Source organism: Blautia ammoniilytica (assembly GCF_025566965.1).
Taxonomy (GTDB): Bacteria; Bacillota; Clostridia; order Lachnospirales; family Lachnospiraceae; genus Blautia_A; species Blautia_A ammoniilytica.
Genome location: NZ_JAOQJL010000006.1, coordinates 94,675 through 118,938 on the forward strand (window position 1 = coordinate 94,675; position 24,264 = coordinate 118,938).

The 24,264-nt window shown below is 44.5% G+C and carries 20 protein-coding genes; 3 read left to right on the forward strand and 17 right to left on the reverse strand.

All coding sequences use genetic code 11. The annotated features are described in order from the left end of the window. From OCV61_RS04460 to OCV61_RS04485, 6 genes are all read right to left on the reverse strand, one after another. On the reverse strand, positions 1 to 880 hold an 880-nt coding region (locus OCV61_RS04460), incomplete at its 3' end, for a MetQ/NlpA family ABC transporter substrate-binding protein (RefSeq protein ID WP_158420885.1). Between the two features lie 75 nt (positions 881 to 955). Further along, on the reverse strand, positions 956 to 1,615 hold the full coding sequence (locus OCV61_RS04465) for a methionine ABC transporter permease (protein WP_158420854.1): 660 nt from the start codon (positions 1,613 to 1,615) through the stop codon (positions 956 to 958). 1 nt (position 1,616) lies between these two features. Then, the gene (locus OCV61_RS04470) at positions 1,617 to 2,633 is read right to left on the reverse strand and encodes a methionine ABC transporter ATP-binding protein (protein ID WP_158420886.1); all 1,017 of its coding nucleotides are present in this window, start codon (positions 2,631 to 2,633) and stop codon (positions 1,617 to 1,619) included. Positions 2,634 to 2,842: 209 nt separating this feature from the next. Beyond that, entirely contained in the window at positions 2,843 to 3,754 is a 912-nt protein-coding gene (locus tag OCV61_RS04475) for a LysR family transcriptional regulator (RefSeq protein WP_158420855.1), read from the reverse strand. Between the two features lie 22 nt (positions 3,755 to 3,776). Beyond that, positions 3,777 to 4,109, reverse strand: coding sequence for a branched-chain amino acid transporter permease (locus OCV61_RS04480; protein WP_158420856.1), 333 nt, complete (start codon positions 4,107 to 4,109; stop codon positions 3,777 to 3,779). After that, positions 4,110 to 4,850 (reverse strand): AzlC family ABC transporter permease, encoded by a 741-nt coding sequence (locus OCV61_RS04485; protein ID WP_158420857.1) that lies wholly within the window; start codon positions 4,848 to 4,850, stop codon positions 4,110 to 4,112. 298 nt (positions 4,851 to 5,148) lie between these two features. Between OCV61_RS04485 and OCV61_RS04490 the strand changes: the two genes are divergently transcribed. Further along, on the forward strand, positions 5,149 to 6,150 hold the full coding sequence (locus tag OCV61_RS04490; RefSeq protein WP_158420858.1) for an asparaginase: 1,002 nt from the start codon (positions 5,149 to 5,151) through the stop codon (positions 6,148 to 6,150). Between the two features lie 7 nt (positions 6,151 to 6,157). Here OCV61_RS04490 and OCV61_RS04495 read toward each other — a convergent pair whose 3' ends face one another. The 7 genes from OCV61_RS04495 to OCV61_RS04525 form a co-directional block, all read right to left on the reverse strand. Next, positions 6,158 to 7,234, reverse strand: a complete 1,077-nt coding sequence (locus OCV61_RS04495) for a galactose ABC transporter substrate-binding protein (protein WP_158420859.1) — start codon at positions 7,232 to 7,234, stop codon at positions 6,158 to 6,160. A gap of 11 nt (positions 7,235 to 7,245) precedes the next feature. Beyond that, the gene (locus OCV61_RS04500) at positions 7,246 to 8,247 is read right to left on the reverse strand and encodes a sugar ABC transporter substrate-binding protein (protein WP_158420860.1); all 1,002 of its coding nucleotides are present in this window, start codon (positions 8,245 to 8,247) and stop codon (positions 7,246 to 7,248) included. Then, a complete protein-coding gene (locus OCV61_RS04505) occupies positions 8,244 to 10,064 on the reverse strand; it encodes a cache domain-containing sensor histidine kinase (RefSeq protein ID WP_158420861.1) in 1,821 nt (606 codons plus the stop codon). Before OCV61_RS04505 ends, OCV61_RS04500 begins: the two co-directional genes overlap by 4 nt. A 22-nt stretch (positions 10,065 to 10,086) precedes the next feature. After that, on the reverse strand, positions 10,087 to 11,685 hold the full coding sequence (locus tag OCV61_RS04510; protein WP_158420862.1) for a response regulator: 1,599 nt from the start codon (positions 11,683 to 11,685) through the stop codon (positions 10,087 to 10,089). Positions 11,686 to 11,816: 131 nt separating this feature from the next. Then, positions 11,817 to 12,809, reverse strand: a complete 993-nt coding sequence (locus OCV61_RS04515) for a galactose/methyl galactoside ABC transporter permease MglC (protein WP_158420863.1) — start codon at positions 12,807 to 12,809, stop codon at positions 11,817 to 11,819. A gap of 18 nt (positions 12,810 to 12,827) precedes the next feature. Continuing rightward, on the reverse strand, positions 12,828 to 14,333 hold the full coding sequence (locus OCV61_RS04520; RefSeq protein ID WP_158420864.1) for a sugar ABC transporter ATP-binding protein: 1,506 nt from the start codon (positions 14,331 to 14,333) through the stop codon (positions 12,828 to 12,830). Positions 14,334 to 14,509: 176 nt separating this feature from the next. Continuing rightward, positions 14,510 to 15,661, reverse strand: coding sequence for a substrate-binding domain-containing protein (locus OCV61_RS04525; RefSeq protein WP_158420865.1), 1,152 nt, complete (start codon positions 15,659 to 15,661; stop codon positions 14,510 to 14,512). A 272-nt stretch (positions 15,662 to 15,933) separates the two neighbouring features. Here OCV61_RS04525 and OCV61_RS04530 point away from each other — a divergent pair, with 272 nt between their 5' ends. After that, the gene (locus tag OCV61_RS04530; protein WP_158420866.1) at positions 15,934 to 17,106 is read left to right on the forward strand and encodes a DUF4317 domain-containing protein; all 1,173 of its coding nucleotides are present in this window, start codon (positions 15,934 to 15,936) and stop codon (positions 17,104 to 17,106) included. Then, the gene (locus OCV61_RS04535) at positions 17,099 to 17,893 is read left to right on the forward strand and encodes a Cof-type HAD-IIB family hydrolase (protein WP_158420867.1); all 795 of its coding nucleotides are present in this window, start codon (positions 17,099 to 17,101) and stop codon (positions 17,891 to 17,893) included. The genes OCV61_RS04530 and OCV61_RS04535 overlap by 8 nt, the downstream gene beginning before the upstream one ends. 81 nt (positions 17,894 to 17,974) lie before the next feature. Here OCV61_RS04535 and OCV61_RS04540 read toward each other — a convergent pair whose 3' ends face one another. From OCV61_RS04540 to OCV61_RS04555, 4 genes are all read right to left on the reverse strand, one after another. Further along, a complete protein-coding gene (locus tag OCV61_RS04540) occupies positions 17,975 to 19,264 on the reverse strand; it encodes an FKBP-type peptidylprolyl isomerase (protein WP_262582681.1) in 1,290 nt (429 codons plus the stop codon). Positions 19,265 to 19,410: 146 nt separating this feature from the next. Continuing rightward, on the reverse strand, positions 19,411 to 22,725 hold the full coding sequence (mfd, locus tag OCV61_RS04545; protein ID WP_158420868.1) for a transcription-repair coupling factor: 3,315 nt from the start codon (positions 22,723 to 22,725) through the stop codon (positions 19,411 to 19,413). After that, on the reverse strand, positions 22,722 to 23,297 hold the full coding sequence (gene pth / locus OCV61_RS04550; protein ID WP_158420869.1) for an aminoacyl-tRNA hydrolase: 576 nt from the start codon (positions 23,295 to 23,297) through the stop codon (positions 22,722 to 22,724). The genes mfd and pth overlap by 4 nt, the downstream gene beginning before the upstream one ends. Before the next feature lie 16 nt (positions 23,298 to 23,313). Further along, positions 23,314 to 24,264, reverse strand: coding sequence for a TIGR03943 family putative permease subunit (locus OCV61_RS04555; protein WP_158420870.1), 951 nt, complete (start codon positions 24,262 to 24,264; stop codon positions 23,314 to 23,316).

The window sequence follows — 24,264 nt, forward strand, 5'->3', positions numbered from 1 at the left end:
CATCTGCTGCGTCCTCAGTATCAGCTGCATCTGCAGTATCCTCTGCTGCTGCATCCTCTGTGCTGTCATCGAAAGGAATTACAGCGCCATCATATTTCTCATTAATGAAGTCTTTAATCTCATCGGATTTCAGAGCTGCTACCAGAGCTTTGATCTTGTCGCTATTCTCATTTCCTTCTTTTACTGCGATTACGTTAACATATGTTTTAGCTGCTTCGGAATCGGATTTTTCATATGCAAGAGCGTCTTTTGCTACAGAGTATCCGGCCTGAAGGGCATAGTTACCATTTAATACGATATATGCTGTCTCATCTGCCACACGTGCAACCTGCTCTGCTGCCAGCTCAACGATCTCAACATTGTGAGGATTCTCCTCAATATCATTTACAGTAGCTTCCAATCCAACACCGTCTTTCAGAGTGATGATACCATTATCCTGAAGAAGAAGGAGTGCTCTTGCTTCATTTGTGGTGTCATTCGGTACTGCAATGGTATCTCCGTCTTCCAGATCATCCAGGCTGTCTTTTGTTCCCGGATAAATTCCAAATGGCTCGTAATGGATGCCGCCGGCATTTACCAGATGTGTGCCTTTCTCTTCGTTAAAGCTGTCAAGATATGGAATGTGCTGGAAGTAGTTCGCATCAAAATCACCGCTCTCTACAACTTCGTTTGGCTGTACATAATCATCAAATACAGTAACCTCCAGATCATAGCCTTCTTTTTCAAGGATTGGCTTTGCCTGCTCCAGGATCTCAGAATGAGGTGTCTCGGAAGCTGCCACTGTGATGGTCTTGTCATCATCATCTGCAAATACTACAGTTGTGCCTACGGTACCAAGTACAAGTGCTCCTGTAAGAGCTGCTGCGATTAATTTTTTCATAATATTTTTTCCTCCGTTAATCTTTAATTATTTTATTAATTCTCTTATTATTTTGTTATTTCTTTTATTATTATGTTATTTTCTCTTATCCAGTCTGTTGGCGATCATCATACCAATGGACTGGAACAGCTGAACCAGAAGTACCAGCAGAACAACGGTAACGATCATGATATCAGCCTGCCATCTGTGATATCCATATCGTATGGCAATGTCTCCAAGTCCGCCGCCGCCTACTGTACCGGCCATTGCTGAATATCCAAGGATCGTACCTGTTGCAATGGTAGCTCCTGAGATCAGTGAAGTACGTGCTTCCACAAGCATAACCTTGATCACGATCTGCCAGTTGCTTGCTCCCATGGATCTTGCTGCCTCGATCACTCCCGGGTCCACTTCATTTAGAGAAGACTCTACCATTCGTCCGATAAAAGGAATGGCTGCAATGGTCAGCGGCACGATGGTGGCCGTTGTACCATAGCTTTTCCCTACCAGGAATCTGGTAAGTGGGATCAGAAGGATCAGAAGGATCAGAAATGGGATACTTCTGAAAATATTGGCGATCACATCCAGAATCTTATATAAAAGTTTGTTTGGCTTCAGTCCTTCTTTGTCAGATACCTTTAAGAGCACACCAAGGGGCAGTCCGAAGGCATAACCCAGAAGGGTAGATACCAGTGTCATATACAGGGTTTCGCCAACTCCTGCTATGATCATATCTGTTACTTCTTTTGTCCACATATCAGTCCGCCTCCCCTATCTCAAGTCCATGCTCTTTCAGATACTCTTTCATTTCTGCAACATTACTGCTGTCTTTCATGAATTGAAGTATCATTTCTCCTTTGGCAACACCACCTACATTCTTGGTATCAGCCTTAAGGATATTTACCGGCTCATGGAATATAAGTACAAGATTGGCGATCACCGGCTCGAAAGCGGAATTCTCTGAAAAAACAATACGGATCTTCTCGCCGCTCTGGATCTCAGGCTTTGTGACTACATGCTCCACATCTGCGCCTGTATCCCGGCTGATCAGTTCCTTTGCTACCTGGGATTTAGGATGATTGAATATCTCAGCCACCAGTCCCTGCTCCTTCACTTCACCGTCTTTCATGATCGCTACATGAGTACAGATCTCACGTACAACAGCCATCTGATGTGTGATGATAACAATAGTGATCTGGAATTTCTGGTTGATGTCCTTTAAAAGCTCCAGGATAGAGGATGTGGTCTGGGGATCCAGAGCACTTGTAGCCTCATCACAGAGAAGGATCTGCGGATCCGATGCCAGTGCTCTTGCAATAGCAACTCTCTGCTTCTGACCTCCTGAAAGCTGCGCCGGATAAGCATTTGCCTTATCTGCCAGCCCTACGATCTCCAGAAGCTCCAATGCTTTCTTTCTTGCTTCCGGTTTCTTTTTTCCCTGTATGTATAAGGGAAAGCATACATTTTCCAGAACATTTTTCTGCATCAGCAGATTAAAATGCTGGAAAATCATTCCGATTTTTTCACGCTCCTTCCGAAGCTCTTTCTCTGAAAAATCCCCAAGAGATTTCCCATCTATAAGAACCTGGCCTTCACTTGGTACCTCCAGGAAATTCATACAGCGTACCAGGGTGCTTTTCCCTGCGCCGGACATTCCAATGATACCGAAGATATCGCCGGATCCGATTGATAAGTTTACATTTTTCAGTGCCTGAACCTCTCCCTCTTTTGTGGAAAAAGTTTTGCACACATTTTGAATCAGGATATCGGACATGTCACTTGTTACCCTTTCTTTTTCTTTCATCGTCGATAGTGATACTATACCACCTCTCTATGAAAAGTGGTAGTTCTTAATTTTTAGCGCTAGTTATAGCTTATTCCTATAGCCGTGTGGGACGTACAAAAGTCCGTCACTGGCATTTACCCCATAGCTTTTACTGACTCCTTATGGGTAAATGCAGAGTGCACAAACGCAAATACTCTTTACCGCAGGGCCTTATCCTTATATCTGGAAATCTCCTCCAGGTACTTCTGCCCTAACGGACTTATGGTTACTCCACGGCGTACCAGATATCCGATGGTCATCACCTCATCGGACTTCAGTTTTACAGCACAGTAATCAGAGCCATTCAGTTCCTCACAGATGATGCCGGAACACAGGGTATAGCCATTCAGTCCTACCATAAGGTTCAGAAGAGTAGCTCGGTCGTCTGCCTTGATCAGCCTTTTGTATTCATAAGTGCTCAGCACCTCTTCTGCAAAATAAAAGGAATTATATCCTCCCTGTTCAAAAGACAGGCAGGGATATTCCCTTAATTCCTCCAAGGTAATCTCTTCTTTGTCTGCCAGCGGATGTCCTTTCCACATATACACGTAAATACTACATTCCAGAATCTTATGGAATTCCAGGTTGGACTCATGGAACAGCTTGGTAAGCACTTTTCTGTTGAAATCATTCAGATATAAAATGCCGATCTCGCTTTTAAAATTCTTCACATCCTGGATCACGTCATAGGTTCTGGTTTCATGAACTGCAAATTCGTATTCATCCATACCAAACTGCTTGACCATCTGTACAAAAGCACTGACAGCAAAGGTATAATGCTGCATGGATACACTAAATTTTTTTCTTTCTTTTTCTTTGGATACGTACTTGGACTCTATCAATGCATACTGCTCTACCACCTGCCTTGCGTATCCCATAAATTCTTCTCCTTCCGGAGTAACGGATATGCCCCGGTTGGTTCTTCTGAAAAGCTCAACCCCTATCTCTTCTTCCAGCTCCTTGATGGCAGAAGACAGGCTGGGCTGGGAAATATACAGCTTTCTTGCCGCCTCATTCATAGAAGAAGAATTTGCAACCGTGATTGCATACCGCAACTGGGTTAATGTCATAATACTCCCCTCCTTTTCCTTGTTAAAACACAAGCTGTACAAGAAGCATATAAACCACAGTTCCTGTTCCTATGCTCAACAGCACATTTTCCTTCCATTTATGCAAAACAACGATGACCGCAATGGCAATCAGTTCCGGTATCCCGTGAGGTGATCTTATCAGTGACACATTTCTCAGGCAATAAACCACAAGAAGTCCCATCATTGCCGGTGGCAGAACCCTTCCAAGATACAGCACGGTCTTCGGTGGTTCCTTGGAATCGGGGAACAACAGAAAAGGAGTAAATCTGGTGATCATCGTCCCCAGCGCCACTGCCAGAATCATGATCATCGTCTGTGCCGGTGTTAAAAACATTTACGCATCCTCCTTCTGTGTTTTTTTACTTTTCCCCATAAACAGAAGCACTGCCATAATGATGATCATGGATGGGATCACCATGTTGTCGGATCCAAAGATCATAGCTGCCACCACTGCTCCTGCGATCCCGATCATACCATAGCTTCTGTTTTCTTTTTTCTTCATCTGTTCCATGAACAGCACCACAAATAACGCTGTCAGCACAAAGTCCAGACCTGTAGTATCAAATGTGATCATTCCGCCGATCAGCGCCCCTGCCACTGTAGCGGCTGACCAGTAAAAGTAATTCAGAAAAGTGATAAAAAAATAAAACAATCCCTTTTCCACATCTTCCGGCGGCTCCACACTGGACACTACGGAAAAGGTCTCATCGCACAATGCAAAAATAAGGAAAAACCTTTTCTTTCCAAGACCTTTATATTTACCCAGCATGGATAATCCGTAAAACAGATGTCTTGCATTGATCATAAAGCTGAGTAAAAACGCCAGGAGGGGATCAAATACAGTGGTCAGAAGCGGCACCATTGCGTACTGTACACTTCCTCCAAATCCGATGGCGCTCATAAGAAATGCCCACAACACTCCATAGCCATTGGATGCCATCAGAAGCCCATAGGCGATCCCAAGTACGGCAAAGCCTGTAAGTACAGGAATCGTGTAAGGAAATGCGGCTTTAAAGGCCCGCAGGTATCTGCTCTTTGTTCTGTCTGTCTTTATCTGCTGCAATGTCTGTTCCATCCTGTCTTCTCCTGCGTTTATTATTATTCCTATGATAGTTTTATCCCCTGTATTTGTCAATAAGCAGGTTATGGCTTTCGCCGATAGGTAGCTCATATGGCTTTTCAGACTTTCTCTGATAGGTAACTCATATAGCCTTACAGACTTTCTCCGACAGGTAAACCCACCTTGACAAAGGATTTCCGGACAAAGTAAAATGATCTTAAAATAGGCTCTGTGATAAAACAATAATATACAAATAAAGCTTTTATACAGATAAAACTTTTGATCTTTCAAAAATGATCTTTTCGGAGGTACCATGAAGAAAATCTTACTGATCGCCACAGGCGGCACCATTGCATCCAAATATACCAAGGACGGCCTTTCCCCTCAGATCTCTGCAGAGGAACTTCTCTCCTATATCCCTGCAGCGTCCGCTTTCTGCACCATTGACACGCTGCAGCCCTTTTCTCTGGACAGTACCAATATAAGCCCCCAGCACTGGATCCAGCTGGCGGCTCTCATTGAAAAAAAGTATGAATTTTATGATGGCTTCGTGATCTGTCATGGCACAGATACCATGGCTTACACTGCAGCTGCCCTTTCCTATCTGATCCAGAACAACCGGCGTCCTGTAGTGATCACAGGTGCACAAAAGCCCATCGACCTGGCTATTACCGATGCCCGTTCCAACCTGCTGGACAGCCTGCGTTTTGCCTCCCACGACCGTGCCCACGGAGTGTCCATTGTATTTGGCGGCAAAGTCATTGCAGGAACACGGGCAAAGAAAGAATTTTCCAAAAGCTATAATGCTTTTTCCAGTATTAATTATCCGGATATTGCTTCTATCCATGATGAACGGATCATCTTCTATATTGATGATAAAGACCAATCCACCAGACCTCTTCAGTTTTATCATGATATGAACCGAAAGATCTTTTTATTGAAGCTGGTTCCAGGCATTGACGGACGTATCCTGGATATGCTGGCGGATTCCTATGACGGACTGATCATAGAATCCTTTGGGGTAGGAGGGCTTCCGGACTATGGAGACTCCAGCTTCCAGGCCTCACTGGAAACATGGATATCCTCCGGCAAGATCGTCTGTATGGCTACCCAGGTCACACACGAGGGCAGTGACCTGGAAGTATATCAGGTAGGCAAAATAATCAAAGAGCGTTTTCCTATCCTGGAATCCTATGATATGACTCTGGAAGCGTCTGTAACAAAGCTGATGTGGGCACTGGCCCAGACCCAGGACTATGACGCCTGCCGTCAGCTTTTCTACACAACCGTAAATCATGACCTGCTGTTTGTTTAAGAATATCCTATTTCTTCATAAGAAGCATCTGGATCTCACCCAGGTTCTCCTGGGTGACGATCCTGTAAGGCATACGGATGTACTTTCCGTCCTGAAGCTCATACTCCTCCGGAAGTTTTGTCCCTGCCGTGATAGATCTTGCCAATTCCAGCATCCCATCTGCCTGTCCCGCTGCATCATTCAGCACAGTTCCCAGCATTTTCCCATCATTGACTGCGTTCAGTCCCACTGTTGTACCGTCGATCCCAAGTACCATGGGCCAGTCCTGGGAATCCGGATCATAACCTGCAGCTTCCAGCGCATCCACTGCGCCAAGTGCCATATCATCATTATTGGCAAGCACTACCTCAATCCTGTTTCCGAACCGCTCCAGGAACTGCTTCATCTTATTTGCAGCCTGATCCCTGTTCCAGTTAGCGATCTCATCGGAAAGCTTCTCTACCAGATAACCACTTCCAGTGATCTCATTGATAACAGACATGGTGCGTACCATAGAATCGTTATGGCCGGCTTCTCCTTCCAGCATAATATACTGAAGTACTCCGTCACCATTCTTATCAATACGGTTAAAATCCTTTTTACATTTTTCTACCAGAATATCACCCTGCAGTTCTCCTGATTCAAAAGCATCTGCACCTACATAATACAGCTTGTCCCACCGTTCCAGATCTTCCTGTACCAGTTCCCTGTTAAAAAAGATCACCGGCACATCACTAGCCTGAGCCTTTTCAATAATGGTGGACGCATCTGTCCGGTCCACCAGATTAATGCAGACCACGTCCATCCCATCTTTAATAAAATCATCCATCTGATCATTCTGGATCATCTGGCTTTTATTGGCATTTTCCACATCCATAGTGATGGAAATCCCCCAGTCTTTTTCCCTGGTCTTTGCATAGTCCTGAAAATTAGAAACCAACTCTGACACAAACGTATCATATTGATCATACACACTGATCCCGATTTTCAGATTTTTCCCATCCTGCTCCTTCCGGCTCTGACCTGTTCCGCATCCGGAAAACACAATAGCAGCAGTTGTAAAGACTCCTATGGTCCTGTATATTCTTTCTGTTTTTTTCTTCATCTAAGCCTCCGTCAGATGCTTGGGAAAAGCAGACGTTCATTGTCTGACTCATATAAAGTATCCTGTGTAACAAGCTTGTACTTTATATTGACCTGCTCCGTAAAATAACCCTTTTTTTCTTTATCCACCAATGTCTGTATTCCCTCATACCCCATGTTAAACTCATTCTGGTATACAAACCCCTGCAGCAGCCCATTATCCAGATCTGTAACCGTCTGCAGAGTATTCCCGATCCCGTAAATGCGGAAAGTTTTTCCTTCCTGTTCCCCGGAAGAAGCTTCTCCCTGCCATGCAGCTGCAGCTTCTTCTGTAGAAACTTTATCCAGAGCCGCAATATACTGTCCACATTTCTGGAAATTGGTTCCAATATACAATCGCAGGCTGAAATCCCCTTCCTTCCTGGAAAGATCCTGGATCTCCACCGGCGGCTCAGCTTTTTTCAGCTGATCCACAAGACCTTCATATCTCTGGCTTACACTGTCCCGTTCCATATATTCACGGATCACTGTCACTACACGCTGGCCACCCTGTTCTTCCATATCCTTCAGGATCCTTTGCCCCAGTGCCTGGCCCATACCATAATCATCCCCGGTAATGCTGAAATAATTACTGCTGCTTATGCCTGAAACCCCGGTTTCCAGTGCAACCAGGGGTATCTGGATATTATCATCTTTCAGTGCGTCTCCCAAAGCCTTGCTGTCCACCGCTGCAAATAATATCCCTGAAACTCCGGAATCAATCTCCCGGCGTATCAATTCTGCCTGCTCCTGTGCCGTATCTCCTGTGCTCATATTCACATAATTCACTTTCAGCCCGAAATCTTCCTCAGCCTGACGGATCCCCTCCAGAAGGGTAGTCCATTCATTGTCCGTATTCTGATATAAAATAACGGAATACACAGACGGACTGTCCGAAGTGCCGCGAATTGCCCCATAATAATAGGACACAGCAAGAAGCACCACCGCCGCAAAGATCACTGCCCAGATGGCAATATGGTTTCTTTTTTGCGTCATGCTTCCACCTCCCCTGGCGCCTTTACTTCTTCTGTCTTTGGCAGATGGATCCTTACTATGGTTCCCTGATCCGGCTCGCTAATGATCTTCAGTCCGTATGCTTTGCCGAAATAAAGCTGGATCCTCTGATGTACATTCCGAAGACCTATACCGGATCCTTTACTTCGTATTCGGGTATCATCTGTAAGAAGCCTTTCCACCTGCTCCTCTGGCATACCAAGGCCGTTATCTTCCACCTCGATAAACAGATCTGATCTTCTGGTGTAGGCACGAATGGTGATCTCTCCGTCACCATCCATATATTCCATGCCATAATAAATCGCATTTTCAATCAATGGCTGAATGATCAGCTTGATCGTCTTATACTTTTCAATTCCTTTCTCGATCTCAAAGCAGGAAACAAATTTATTCTTATATCGGTATTTCTGAATATCCAGATAGCTTCTGGCGTGCTGCAGTTCATCCCCTACCGTAATGATGTTTTTTCCTTTGGAAAGGCTGATCCTGAAAAGCCGTCCCAGTGCCTGTACCATAGATACTGCATCATCATACTGTTCTGCCTCGATCATCCACATAATGGAATCCAGTGTATTATAAAGAAAATGGGGATTGATCTGTGACTGTAAGGCATCCAGCTCACTTTTCCTTTTCTCTTCCTGCTCTTTTACAATGTCATCCGTCAGCTTGCGAAGCTGCTTCACCATACTTTTGATAGTTTCCCCAAGATGTTGGATCTCCGGCGGCCCGCCAATGTAGATCCCTTCCCCGGCTCCTTCTGCCAGTCGTTCCTGCTCCACACCTATGCCGCGCAAAGAATCCTCCAGGCTCTTCAAAGGCATAGACACACGTACTGCCACAAACTGGTTGGCAAAGATCATAACAAGTATAGAAATAATGATTATGATCACCGCCATGATCCTAGTCTGACTGAAATTTTGATAAAAATTAGTCATAGGCGTAACACTAACGATCTTCCATCCGGTATAACCTACGGTTTTTACCATCACCATCCGGTCCTGTCCCTGGAAATTCTCTCTGTGAAGGCCATCACTATAGCTGACTGCCTGCTGGTTATTTTCCTTCAGCATATTGGAAAAAATCAGGTTCTGCCTTGGATGATATATGATCTTGCCATCCCCGTCCACAAGGTAGACATAACTTAATTCCTGGCTGTTGACCTTTGTAAAAAGCTGGCGGATACCGCTGAAATCCATATCAACAAGCAGAATACCGCCGGACAGCTTACCATCACTGGTCAATTCCACACCGCGGCTTAAGGAAACTACCCAGTAATACCTGCCGCTGCTGTTTTCAAAAATATTCTGTACGTGCAGTTCGGAAAAATGCAGATTCTCCATTTTGTCCTTTGCGCTGGTAAACCAGGTCTGATCCTGGATATCTGCGTTATCTTTCATAGTGCCCACAGGCGATGCCCCGATCAGCTCTCCCTCCTCTGTAAAGCAGGAAATACTCACCAGATTGTCTTTATTTACTTCATACAGAAGATTTAATTCTTGACTAATGTCATCCCTTGCAAAATCCACATTTTTGATCACATTGTAATACATCGCATCAGAAATACGCATCATATTCCGCAGGTAAGTATTTAAATTCATTTCCACCTGTCCCAGAAGCTGCTGGGTATCCTGGATCACTACATCTTCGGAAGCCCGTCCGTAGCTTTGATAAAGAAACACTCCGATAAATGCCATTCCCACAAGAGCAACAAAGGTAAATGAAAGAGAGATCAAAAACTGCATCCCCCGGTTATTTACAGCATTCGTCAGCTTCCTCCATAATTTCCTGATCTGTTTCATCCTGCTCTCCTGTTACTTATTGTTATAGACTTGCCCTGTATTTTGACGGTGAAATCCCGTATTCCTTCTTAAATACATAACTGAAGTAATTTGGTTCCGTGTAGCCTACTTCTTCTGCGATCACATATGTTTTGTCCTCTGTAGTACGAAGCAATTCCACTGCATGCTCCAGTCTTACTTTTGTCAGGTATGCCACAAAGCTTTGTCCCACTTCTTTCTTGAAAATGGTAGAAAAATATGCAGCACTTACATTCAGATGGCGGCACAGGGTATCCGCTGACAGATCGTTCTCCATGTAATGCTCATTAATATACGCCTTTGCCTGCTCCGTCAGCTTCATGGTGGAATCTGTCCTCTCATGACGGAGGGTATGCCGCAGATTGGTGCACACGTCCCGCAGCCAGTTCTCCAGCTCATCTATAGAAACGTGTTTATATAATTCCTGCCAGGGTACATCCATTTCCCCGAAAATCTGCCTTGTCTTAAGCTTGTAGGATCTTCCGATCTTCATAAGTTCCGTAATCAGCTCCATGAATATCAGCTGGTATTGATTTGGGGTAATGGAAAAACTGCGGATGCTGTCCATAAACTGCCGGATCGCCCCATCTGTCTCATCCCGGTTTCCCAGCTTTACTGCCCTCACCAGATTCTGAAAATCATATTCCAGAAATGATACCGCATCCTTGGGGCTTGGCTCTATATCATGAATGTACAGTACCCGGTTACCTCCCATAATGGTCCGGTATTCCATAGCACTTCTGGCTTCCTGATAAGAAGTGGTCAGATAATCCACATGGTCGCAGATCTGTCCCACTGCTGCAGTTACCGGCACTTTCAGCACACGATCCCCCATCTTACAGATCTGATCCAAATGATACAGTACTTTCTCCATTTCATTTTTATCTTTCAACATAAAAATAATAATGATTTCGTCCAGATAACTGATACTGTAAAAATGCATCCGCTCATTCAGATAATCCCTGGACATATCCTTCAGGGAAATACTTAGCAGCTGCTGGTTCTGCCCTGCCGTCTCTCCGGAGCCTGTATCGACATATAGCAGGGATACCACATAATAAGGTGCCCTGAAATCCATTTCATAGCTTTCCAGCATATTCTGCGCCCGCTCTCCGGTCACCTTTCCTTCCAGGATACCCATAACCAGCTGTTCCTGCATAGCTGGAAGGCTTTTCTGATAATATTCATATAGCCGGTTCATATTCCGATGTTCATTGATCTCATCATCCAGTTTCTGCCGAATCCTGGTCAGAACCTCTTCCATATCCTTTACACTGATGGGTTTCAGCAGATACTCCTCTGCCTCCAGATGCACAGCCTCTCTGGCAAATTCAAAATCATCAAATCCTGAATAAATGACCACCTTGATATTACGATAATTCTCTTTCAGTTTCCTGCAAAGAGTCAGGCCATCCATGTAAGGCATTTTGATATCTGTCATCACCACATCAATATGCAGCTGCTCTGCCATTTCCAACGCTTCCTGGCCGTTTTCCGCAGTCCCTGCCAGGCAGAATCCCATAGCCTCCCAGTCAATCTTTTTCTTCATGGCACGAAGCACATCCATCTCGTCATCTACCAGTAAAATCTTATATAAATCCATAATTTCTCATCCATCCGTCTTTTTCGTTTATCTAATACAACACTTTCTATTGTATAAAAAATCCCCACTGAATACAAGGGTATCCAGTGGGGAAACGTAAGCTTCCAACCATTTTTTGGCTCTTACACTTATTATTTTTTAACAATGTATTTTCTGATATCCAGAGCGATTGCAACAACGATAACGATACCCTGTGCAATGTACTGCAGGTTCGGGTTCAGTCCCAGGAACTGCAGAGCAGATTTCAGAAGCTCGAATACTGCAACACCGATGATAACACCGGAGATCTTACCGATACCACCGTTTACAGAGACACCACCGATTGTACAAGCTGCAATAGCCTCCAGCTCATATCCGTTACCCATCTGAGTAGAAGCACCACCGGATTTACCACCAAGAAGGAATCCTGCGATTGCATACATACAAGCTGCTGTTATGTAAATGATGATCTTGGTCTTCTTAACATTAACACCGGAAACCTCAGCTGCAACCTCATTACCACCAATTGCATACATGTATTTACCATGACGTGTATAGTTGAATACGAACCAGAAGATTACTGCTGCAATGATCAGGTACAGGAACAGAAGCGGGAATACACCGCCGATCTTTCCCTGTGTAACAGCTGTATAATCTGCACGGTATCCACCGATGGGCACGTTGTTTGTAACAACCTGCGCAATACCATAAACGATCATCTGCATACCCAAAGTACCGATGAATGCAGGTACACTTAAATAAGAAATAACAACACCATTGATCAGACCAAATACTGCACAGAGCGCCATACAGATCAGAAGAACTACCCATACATTCAGCTGTGGGAAATCAGGCCATACTTTACCAGGTGCATCTGCTTTCTGAAGCATGATACCGGAAAGGCAGGCAGAAAGACCAACCATACGTCCTGCAGAAAGGTCTGTTCCTTTCGTGATCAGACATGCGCTGACTCCAAGTGCAATGATAACACGAGGTGCTGCGTTGATAGCAAGGTTCATAATGTTTCTGAAGCTTCTGAAGTTAGGCTCTGTAATACTTACATAAATTACCAGCAGCATCAGAAGTACGATAATACCGTTATCCAACAAAACTTTTTTAAGATCAAACTTTTTTGTCTTATCCATTTTATTATCCTCCTTCGCTTAGAACTGTGTTGCGAAATACATGATGTTTTCCTGAGTTGCCTCATCACCGGAAACCTCTCCGGTAATCTTACCGTTACACATTACCATGATACGGTTGGATACACCGATCAGCTCAGGCATCTCAGAGGAGATCATAATAATTCCTTTTCCCTGCTTTGCAAGACTGATCATAATCTGATAGATCTCATATTTTGCTCCTACATCGATTCCTCGGGTAGGCTCATCCATAATCAGTACATCCGGGTTATTTGCCAGCCATCTGGAAATAATAACCTTCTGCTGATTACCACCTGACAGAGACTGGATCAATGTCTTGCTGCTTGGTGTTTTGATACTTAATTTTCCAATATTATCCTGAACCAGCTTTTCAATCTTTCCGTTGTTCAGCTTCACGCCGCCCTCTACATAATGGTCAAGGGATGCAATCGAAATATTATCTGCAATAGACAGGCATCCAAGAATACCACTTCCACGACGGTCCTCTGTGATCATGCCGATACCATTGCGGATGGCATCTTTCGGGCTCTTGATATTCAGTGGCTTTCCATTCAGCTTTACTTCGCCGCTGGTAGTATGGCGGATACCAAAAATGGCCTCCATCAGCTCTGTACGCTGTGCTCCAACCAGACCGCCGAATCCAAGGATCTCACCTCTTCTCAGCTTAAAGGAACAGTTCTTGAAAGAATTGCTATGAATGCTGGTAAAATTGTCTACTTCAAGAAGTACATCTCCCGGTGTGTTATCAAGGGGAGGATAAATATTTGTAAGCTCACGGCCTACCATGTTTTTAACAATATCATCATCACTGATGTTTTTCATTTCCCATGTACCAACATAAGTACCGTCTCGCATGATGGTAATATCATCAGAGATCTTACGAAGCTCTGCCATCTTATGGGAAATAAATACAAAGGACACGCCTCTGTCACGTAAATCACGTACAATACGGAAAAGAGCTTCTACCTCATTATCTGTCAGAGATGAGGTGGGCTCATCAAGAATGATCAATTTTGCCTCCTGTGAAACTGCCTTGGCAATCTCAACAGACTGCATCTGTGAAATGGATAAATTCCCAAGTCTTTTCTTTGGGTCAAAAGGCATCTTAACATTATCAAGCCATTTCTTTGCCTCTTCATTCATTGTTTTGTGGTCGATCACCTGAAGTGGTCCCACTTTCTTAGTCGGAAAACGGCCAAGATACATATTCTCAGCGATCGTCCGCTCCGGAACAGGCTGCAGCTCCTGATGAACCATTGCCAGTCCGTTATGTAATGCTTCATCCGGATTGTTAATGTCGACCTTCTTACCGTCTACATAAACTTCTCCTTCATCCATATGGTAGATACCAAACAGGCATTTCATCAGTGTAGACTTACCTGCGCCGTTCTCTCCCATAAGGGCGTGGACGGTTCCCGGCCGAACCTTAAGATTTATCTTGTCCAGCGCTTTGACACCCGGGAAGCTTTTGCTTACACCGCGCATCTCCAATCTATATTCTGCCATCCCACTCTCTCCTTTCCTGGATATTGGCCGAACAGCCATTGTAATCGTAATCCCTGTTGTAACTGTTCAGTATTTCTGGCATATTACCTACTGAATCGTCACATCCTGTTCATAAAATCGGGTGTGTCCTTCAGACACACCCGAAATGTTCAGTCAACTGTCAATGCGAATCTGAATTATTTGATTTTGTCAAGAATTTCCTGTGCGTTGTCAGCTGTAACTTTTACATAGTCAACCATGTTTACAGGATCAACTTCCTCGCCTTTGAGGAATTTAACTGCAAGGTTAGCAGCACCCTGAGCCTGGCTGAAGTAATCGTTGAATACTGTACCTGTGAAGTTGCCATCAACGATATTCTGAACAGCATCTGTAAGAGCATCAACACCTACAAGGTAGATATCCTTGCCAACTGTTCTGCCAGCTGCCTGGATAGCCTGAAGAGCACCAAGAGCCATAGCATCGTTGTTGCAGAATACAACTTCTACATCATCGCCGTACTGTGTAAGAGCATCCTGTACGATCTGCTGTCCTTTAGCCTGATCCCAGTCACCTCTCTGAAGAAGAAGCTCATCAACTTCTACACCAGCATCTGTAAGAGCTTTGATGGAGTACTCTGTTCTGTACTGAGCATCGATGTTCTCCGGATCACCCTGAACCATGATATAGGAAACTTTGCCGTCGCCATTGATATCACCTTTGTTCTCTGTCTCAAGGATTTCTTCGCCCTGGAATGTACCGGACTGTCTAGCATCTGCACCGATGTATGTAGCTTTCAGTCCATCAGAAGCCCATCTGTCAGACTCTGTCTCATCTGGCTGACGGTTGATATATACTACAGGGATACCTGCTTCGTTGCACATATCTGTTACCTGAGGAGCGGAAGAAGACTGAACAAGGTTCAGGATCATAACATCAACCTGATCTGTGATGAAGTTGTTGATCTGGTTGGTCTGCTCTGCCTGGTCATTCTTACCATCCTGTACGATTACATTGTCAGGATTAAATCCAAGATCCTCGGTAAGATAACGAACTAACTCTGTACGATACAGTGTCATGAAGTTATCTGTAAACTGATAAATACTGATACCGATCTTTGCGTTCTCTACATCAACGCCTTCCATATCTGGTTTTGCAAGAACATCACTTGCTGCCTCTGCTGTATCATCTGCAGCTTCTTCTGCATCAGCATCCTCAGCCTCTGCATTTTCCTCTGTTGCTGCCTCATCTGTAGTTTCCTCAGCTGCGTCCTCTGCAAATACAGCTGTTGATCCGATCATTGTTACTCCCATTGCTACACAAAGTAAGCTGGCAAGTACTTTTCTCTTCATTGAAAACGTCCTCCTTTTATTGCGGTTCGTACCGCTCTTGATGTTTTATATTTTAGCAATCCTTGTTTAGGAAATAAATATAATATTTTTTTGTCTATCTATAAATTTCTTAACGTATTTAATCGTTTTTAACAGTTTTTGGTGTTCATTTTTATGCACTTTTACCATTACCCATTAGGTTTTTCTTATTTATCAAAAGAAATCTATAATTTTTTGTTTTCTTGCCCGTCAAAAGATTTTGCGATATAATGAGCAAACGAGGAGGATCAACCATGAACAAAAAAGAAATTTCCGAGATCAAAAAACAGTTTTCACCAGCCAATTGTTCCATTACAAGGATCTGCGGCTGTTATGTGGATGGTGACAAGAATAAGAAAACAGAATTAAAAGAAGCCTTTCTCTCCCTTTCCGAGGAAGAAATGTTCAAATATTTTGAGATTTTCAAGAAAACCCTATCCGGTACCCTTGGTAAAAACCTGCTGAACATGGAATTTCCAACGAATCAGGAAGCAGATGGAGGAACCCAGGAATTTCTTATGCGTCTTAGAGCCAGCCGTCTCACCGACGATGAACTGATCCAGCAGTTCTATGACCGGATCATTGAGAATTACGATTATCCGGAGAATTATTACATTATCCTTGTCCATGCAGTATATGATATTCCAGGCAAATCTTCTGACGGTCTTGACATGTTTGATGCATCTGACGAGATCTATGAGCATCTTCTTTGCAGCATCTGCCCGGTTAAGCTTTCTAAGGCAGGACTTTGTTATAATGCAGAGACAAATCTGATTGAAGACCGTATCCGCGACTGGATCGTGGAAATGCCGGAGTCCGGTTTCCTTTTCCCTGTATTTAATGACCGGAGCACAGACATCCACGGACTTTTATACTATTCCAAAAATGCAGAAGCACTTCATGATCTGTTTATTGATCAGGTTCTGGGCTGTACAGCTCCCATGTCTGCTGGTGGACAGCGGGATTCCTTTAACATGCTTGTAGAAGAAACCCTTGGAGATGACTGTGACTACAATACAGTGATCAGTATCCATGAGAAGCTGAATGAACTGATTGAAGCACAGAAAGATGAGCCTGAACCGGTAGCGCTCACAAAACCGGAAGTGAAGAGACTTCTTGAGGACTGTGGCGTGGCAGAAGAAAAGCTGGATACCTTTGACCAGCAGTATGAACTTGTGGCAGGAGATCAGCCTTCCCTGATGGCCTCCAATATTGCCAGCCCCCGTAAATTTGAAGTCAAAACACCGGATGTAGTAGTGAAGATCGATCCTGAGCGTGCAGAATTGATCGAGACCAAAGTAATTGACGGTCGAAAATGTCTGGTGATCCCTATGGAAGGTGAGATCGAAGTTAATGGCATCTGCGTACACATGGGCAATCTTTCTGAAGACACAGAATATCCGGATAATGAGGTAGACGATGAATAGAAAAATCCTGTTTTTTGATATTGACGGCACTCTCGTCACAGCACCGCCCTGTACCATTCCCGAAAGCACTGCCCAGGCCATTACCCAAGCCAGAAAGAATGGCCATCTGTGCTTTATCAATACTGGCCGCACCCGTGTGATCATCCCTAAAGATCTGCTGACTCTTGGCTTTGACGGTTATGTATGTGGCTGCGGCACTCAAATCTACATGAATGGCCAGCTGCTTTTCTCTAAATCCATCCCCCATGACCAGTGCGTGGATATTGTAAAAAAGCTGCGTCAATTCCATATCCCCACGTATTTTGAGCGGTGTGATGCAATTTTATATGATGGTGAGCCACATCATCATCCTGTTTTCCCTATGATCCGGAAAATGGCACCTACGGAGAACATAGCTGAATACACAGGAGAAAAAGCTGCCACTTATACCTTCGACAAATATCTGGTATCCATTGGGCCAGACTCTGACCGGGCAGGCTTTGAAAAATATGCCCAGGAAAATGACATGATCTGTTTTGATCATGGGCATGATGTATGGGAAGTTACTCTTGCCAAATATACGAAAGCTACCGGCATCCAGTTCCTGCTGGATCATCTTGGCATGTCCCTGGAAGACAGCTTTGCTTTTGGTGACAGCACCAATGACCTGGCTATGTTGAAATATGCAGGCACCAGCATTGCCATGGGCAACTCCATGCCTGAGATTTTTCCTTTTTGTACTTACCGCACCACAGGTATTACAGACAATGGGATCTGGAATGCAATGAAGCACTTCCAGCTGATTTGAAAATAAATTGCTCATATTAAAAAATGGGTACGCAGCACTGGTCTGTGCCACGTACCCATTTTTTATGGATTGATATGTCTATCATTCTTCTGTATCGTCTGCAGCTTCTTCTGTTGGTGTTACCTCAGTCTCCTCTGCGGCCTCTTCTGTAGGTGTTACCTCGGTCTCCTCTGCGGCTTCTTCTGTAGGTGTTACCTCGGCCTCATCTGCTGCCTCTTCTGTAGGTGTTACCTCGGTCTCCTCTGCGGCTTCTTCTGTAGGTGTTACCTCGGCCTCATCTGCTGTCTCTTCTGTGCTGTCACCTGCTGCATCTGATGTGGTAGCTTTGATGGTGAAAGTATGATTATCTGAGAATGTAAGAGTCTTAAGAACCTTCTCATCCTCTGTGACCTTCGCATCATCCAGCCACTTCTCGGTTGTTTCGGAATAATATTTATTCTCTTTTGTAGTGGTTACGGATTTAACCTTGGAAGCAGTAGCATCCTCATCCTTCTCTGAATCCAGTCTGAGGATATAAGCAGCTGTATCTGTCTCTACAAGAGAGTCATAAACTTCACCCTCTTTCAGGGTACGAAGTGCAGTGAGCACTTCATCCGGATATGCAGTAGACTGGAAATCCTCATCATCAGATTCTTTGGTAGTAAATGTGCCATTTAATGCGGTATAGCTGTCATCTACCCCCTTAGCGATCTCTTTCATATCTGCTGTCGGATCCTCTTTCACCTTATCAAGGATCTCCTGAGCCTGCTCTTTCCTCTTGGCAATATCGTCATCTGTCAGATCATCTCCGGACAATGAAATATTAACATAGGTAAAGGCTGACTGCTGTGCATCATCCTCAGAAACCTCAATATTGCCTTCTTTCTTGATAGGATCCTGCATCTTCTTCTGATAAGTCTCAAGCTCAAGCAAAGTCTTCACCTGGTCCTCTGTAACAGAAAGCTCCTTGATCGTATCCTCATCATTATCCTTCATAAAGGCTGCTGCTGCGTCTTCAATGGCTTTCTGCTCATCCTCTGTGATCTCCACATTGTAATCTGCAGCCTTCTCTTTCATTACGTACAGAATCTCTACCTGCTTCAGGGCACTCTTTACAGCGCTCTCTCCATAAGTCTCTCCTGTATCCTCATCTGCCACACCACTCCAGATATTGGAAGCACTGCCACCCATAAACTGCTGATACATAGCAATTGTCTGTGCCTGCTGCTCTCTTGCAAAAAGACTTAATACACCCATCGGCACGTCTGTACCATCTACAGTAGCAACTGTCTTTGTTCCATCTACTTTTTTCTCACCGCAGCCTGTAAACATCCCTGCTGCCAGCACTCCGACCAGGGCTGCGATGGTTGTTCTTTTCAATAAATCCTTCATATCTTCCTCCAATCTGACGCACCTGTATCACAGGTTACACTTTTTATAGTATATCCTGTTTTTCCTCATCAGGCAACTATTTTTGTGTGAATTTTGATGATACCAGGGTTAAAAGGTCCAGGACCGCCTGTGCTTGGTTGTTCCCCTTATTCCACCAGTTCCAGCAATTCCTCTGCAAACCGGGTAAGTGCAGGAACCACAGGTCCTACCGGCGCAAACAGGAATTTGGGCGTCTGATCGTTTTTAAATTGCAGGGACCGTCTGTATTTTTCCATAAGCGGCGGAATTCCTGCCGGATTGATCTTTGCATTTTCATATAAAGTGATCCTGCACTCCCTGGATGTCTGTTTGATCTCCGTAATATATGCCTGGTGTGCCAGTGCCTTCAGACGGGCAATGGCCAGAAGGTTTAATACTGCTTTTGGCGGTTCCCCAAAACGATCGATCAGCTCTTCCAGCATTTCATCATAATCCTGCTGAGACTCTATCCCTGCGATCCGTTTATAAATATCCAGCTTCTGAAACTCATTGGATATATAGGTGTCCGGGATAAATGCATCCATTACAAGGTCTATAGTGGTCTCAAAATCGTCCATGGTCTGAATGCCCTTAGCCTCTTTGACTGCTTCACTAAGCATCTTGCAGTACAGATCATAACCTACTGCATTCATATGTCCATGCTGCTGCGCTCCAAGAAGGTTTCCTGCTCCGCGGATCTCCAGATCCCGCATGGCGATCTTGAACCCGCTTCCCAGGTCTGTAAACTCCCGTATAGCAGACAGTCTTTTTTCTGCTGTTTCTTTCAGCATACGGTTCTGCCTGTACATCAAAAATGCATATGCTGTCCGGTTGGAACGGCCAATACGCCCCCGCAACTGATAAAGCTGAGAAAGTCCATACTTATCTGAGTCATGAATGATCATAGTATTAACATTGGAAATATCCAGCCCCGTTTCAATGATCGTAGTGGAAACCAGTACATCGATCTCACCGCTTATAAAACCATACATCACCCGTTCCAATTCCCGTTCGCTCATTTGTCCATGGGCAAAATCTACCCTGGCATCCGGAACAAGCTTTCCGATCCTGGCAGCTACTTCATCAATATCTGTCACCCGATTATATACATAATAAACCTGTCCGCCACGGCGCAGTTCTCTTTTAATGGCTTCCCGGACAGTCTCTTCATCATACTCCATCACATAGGTCTGGATAGGCATACGATCCATAGGCGGTTCTTCCAGCACACTCATATCCCTGATCCCGATCAAGCTCATATGAAGGGTTCTTGGAATAGGTGTGGCGGTAAGTGTCAACACATCCACATCCTTCTTCATCTGCTTGATCCGCTCTTTATGTGCAACCCCGAAGCGCTGCTCCTCGTCAATGATCAGAAGACCAAGGTTTTTAAATATTACATCCTTAGAAAGGACTCTGTGGGTACCTATCACAATATCCACCTGTCCCTTTTTCAGATCATCCAGTGTTTTCTTCTGCTGGGCAGGCGTGCGGAACCGGCACAGCAGATCCACACGTACAGGAAATTCTTTCATCCTTTGTACAAAAGTATTGTAATGCTGCTGAGCCAAGATTGTAGTAGGCACCAGATACACCACCTGACGGCTTTCCTGTACAGCCTTAAAGGCAGCCCGCAGGGCAATCTCCGTTTTTCCATACCCTACATCGCCACATACAAGACGATCCATGATCTTGGTGCTTTCCATATCTTTCTTGGTATCTTCAATGGCCATCAGCTGATCGTCCGTTTCCTCATAGGGAAACATTTCCTCAAATTCTCTTTGCCATACAGTATCCGGGCCGCATACATACCCTTCTTTTTCCTGCCTGGCTGCATACAGCTCCACCAGCTCTTTTGCAATATTCTTTACGGCTCCCCGCACCTTTGTTTTGGTACGGTTCCATTCCTGTGTTCCCAGCTTATTCAGCTTAGGCTTCCTGTCTGCATCTGCGCCGGTGTATTTCTGTAGGGCATCCAGCTGAGTAGCCAGAATATACAGGTTGCTTCCATCTCTGTACTCAATCTTTATATAGTCCTTGACGATCTTATCCACTTCTACCTTCTCAATCCCTCGGTAGATCCCCAATCCATGCTTTTCATGGACTACATAATCTCCAATGGAAAGCTCGGAAAAATCCTGGATATGATTGCCATTATATTTTTTTCGTTTTTTCTTTTTTTTCTGCTCCTGGCCAAAGATGTCCGTCTCCGTCATCACTGCAAATTTAACCAATGGATATTCAAAGCCTCTGCTTGCATGGCCATACAGCACCATGATCTCTCCCGGCTGGATCACCCGGTCATAATCCTGACTATAAAAAGCATTCAGGCCTTCAGCCTGCAGATCCTTTGCCAGCCGTTCTGCCCTGGTACGTGAGCCGGATAATAGAGCGATCTGATATCCCTGCTTTTTGTATTTAAAAAGGTCTTTTACAAGGAGCTCAAAGCTGCTGTTGTAGGAATTTACAGATTGGACCGTCAGCCCAAAATTATCCGTAAATCTCCACCCTTCCCGGTTTGGTTCCAAAGCACATAGGGCGATACAGTTTCTTTTGTTCAGGTTTTTCTTAACATCCTCAAACCTGCACAGCCACTGTCCCGGAAGCTTCTGTTCCCCTTTTTCCTCCCTGTGCATCAGGCTCTGCTGATATTCCTCTTCCACAGCCTGGCCATTTTCTGTCAGCCGGTTAGGCTCATCCAGGAAAATCAAAGCTTCCTCCTCCGGGAAGTAATCAAGAAAAGATACCATACCTTTGTCCAGCGTTTTTTCTGCTGCCGGATAAATCATGATTTCTTCCAGATTATCCAAAGAACGCTGGCTTTCTGCATCAAAGCTGCGGATAGAATCCACTTCATCTCCCCATAGCTCTATACGCCATGGATTTTCTTCTGTCAGCGAATAAATATCCACAATGCCTCCACGGACTGAAAACTGTCCCGGCATCTCCACCTGGCCTACACGCTCATATCCCAATTCTACCAGGGATTTTTTCAGCTGCTCCATATCGATCACACTGTCATTGTAAAAATGAAGCACCCGATTCTGTATTTTATCCAGAGGCATCAGATAATCCATGCAGCCGTCAATGCTGGTAAAAACCGTAACCTCTTCCCTCTCAAGAAGTGCCTGGATCACCTGCATTCTCTGCCTGATCAGAAGGTTTCCGTGAATGTCAGCCTGAAAAAAAAGCAGATCCTTGGCCGGATAATACAGCACTGTTTTATCATAAAAACGTGTGTCCTCATATAGTTCCTTTGCTCTTTTTTCATCCTCACAGATCACCAGGCGACGCCGGAACATGTCAGACAATCCGTGAATCATATTCGCTTTTTGAGAAAGGGTGCAGCCGGTCAACAGCAACACCCCTTTGTTATTTTTTATAGATTTCTGTATTTCTTCAAACTCTGCAAGATTGTGTAAAGGTTGAATAAATGTTTTCATATTTTCTTTTTCCGATTATATTCATTCATGGCCGCATCCGGTCCCTGTGCAATAATTTTTTCAACAGCATCTGCCGCCTCCCGGATCGCTTCATCCACCAGCTTACGTTCACTGTCCGGGAATCTGGACAACACATGATCCGCCAGATCCCAGCCTTGGGGCTTGGCACCTACGCCAATTTTGATCCTGACGAAATTCTGAGTGCCCAGCTTCTGGATAATGTCTTTTAATCCATTATGACCACCTGCGCTGCCCTGCTTACGAATTCGCAACTGCCCCGGCTCCAGATCAATATCATCGCTGATCACGATCAATTCCTTTTCAGGATCGATCTTGAAAAAATTCACCATATCACGGACAGGGCCTCCGCTAAGATTCATAAAGGAAAGAGGTTTCATCAAAATAGCCTTGTCACCGCCTATGATCCCTTTTCCATACATTGCATTAAATTTTACGCCGCCCTGCGGTACATTATGCTTTTCGATCAGGCAATCAACGGTGTCAAACCCCATATTATGCCTGGTTGCCTCGTACTGTCTTCCTGGATTTCCCAAACCAACTATTAAATACATATTGTCCTCATGCTATCTAATTAAAATATACCATTTCTTCTTCCAGTGGCTCACATGGCGTAACATTCTCTGCATAAAGAACCACGCCATCTCCCTGGTATTCCATTCGTCTTTCAAAAGCCACTTTTGCAGTAACCTCCACCCATTCCTTTTCTTTCAGCTTAGGTGCAAATGCACTTTTGCATACAAAGCCAAGGAATGTAGTATCATCTGCGCAACAGGTCATGGCGATCCTTCCAGGAACAAAGAATTTGCTGCCCATTCCGCGTGGCTTCATAACCCTTCCCTTAAACCGGACAGTTTTTCCAACATAAGTATCCGGGTGATCCATTGCATCCACAAACCAGATACCGTAATCCTCAGGCGGAATTTCAATCACAGGAGCATTTACGTCAAAGGGCATCTGATCCCCGAAAATATCATCGATCTCCCCTTCTTCATCTTCAAAGATCACTTCTGCACTCTGGTTGGAAACCTTAATGCTTCTCCGGTAATTGGCCAGCGGATCTTCTCTCTTGCACCGGTTAAATACTACCATGTCCGTATATTTCACCATGTCCATAAAAATGGACTTCATATTTGCCATATATACCTGGAACGTACTTCCGTCCACACAGGTAATCTGCTGTTCCACACCCCAGCCAAAGGGCAGCTTCATGTCATAAAACCTGCTGACCAGCCACATGCCATTGTATTCAATGACCACTCTGTCCGGCTGATGGATGATCTCCATTGCCTCTAAGCGCTCTGTAGTCAGATCCTCTTCTTTTTCGATCACTTCTACCACTGTATTATTTTTCGCAAGGGCTTTTGTATCGTATTCCTCTTCTCCCTCTTCCATAAGTATAAGAAGTGTTTTTCCATCGATCTGGAAATAGTCCTGATCCAAGGTAAATCTGAGAAAAGTGGTTTTACCGCTTTCCAGAAATCCTGTGATCAAATATATGGGAACCCTGATCTCATCCAT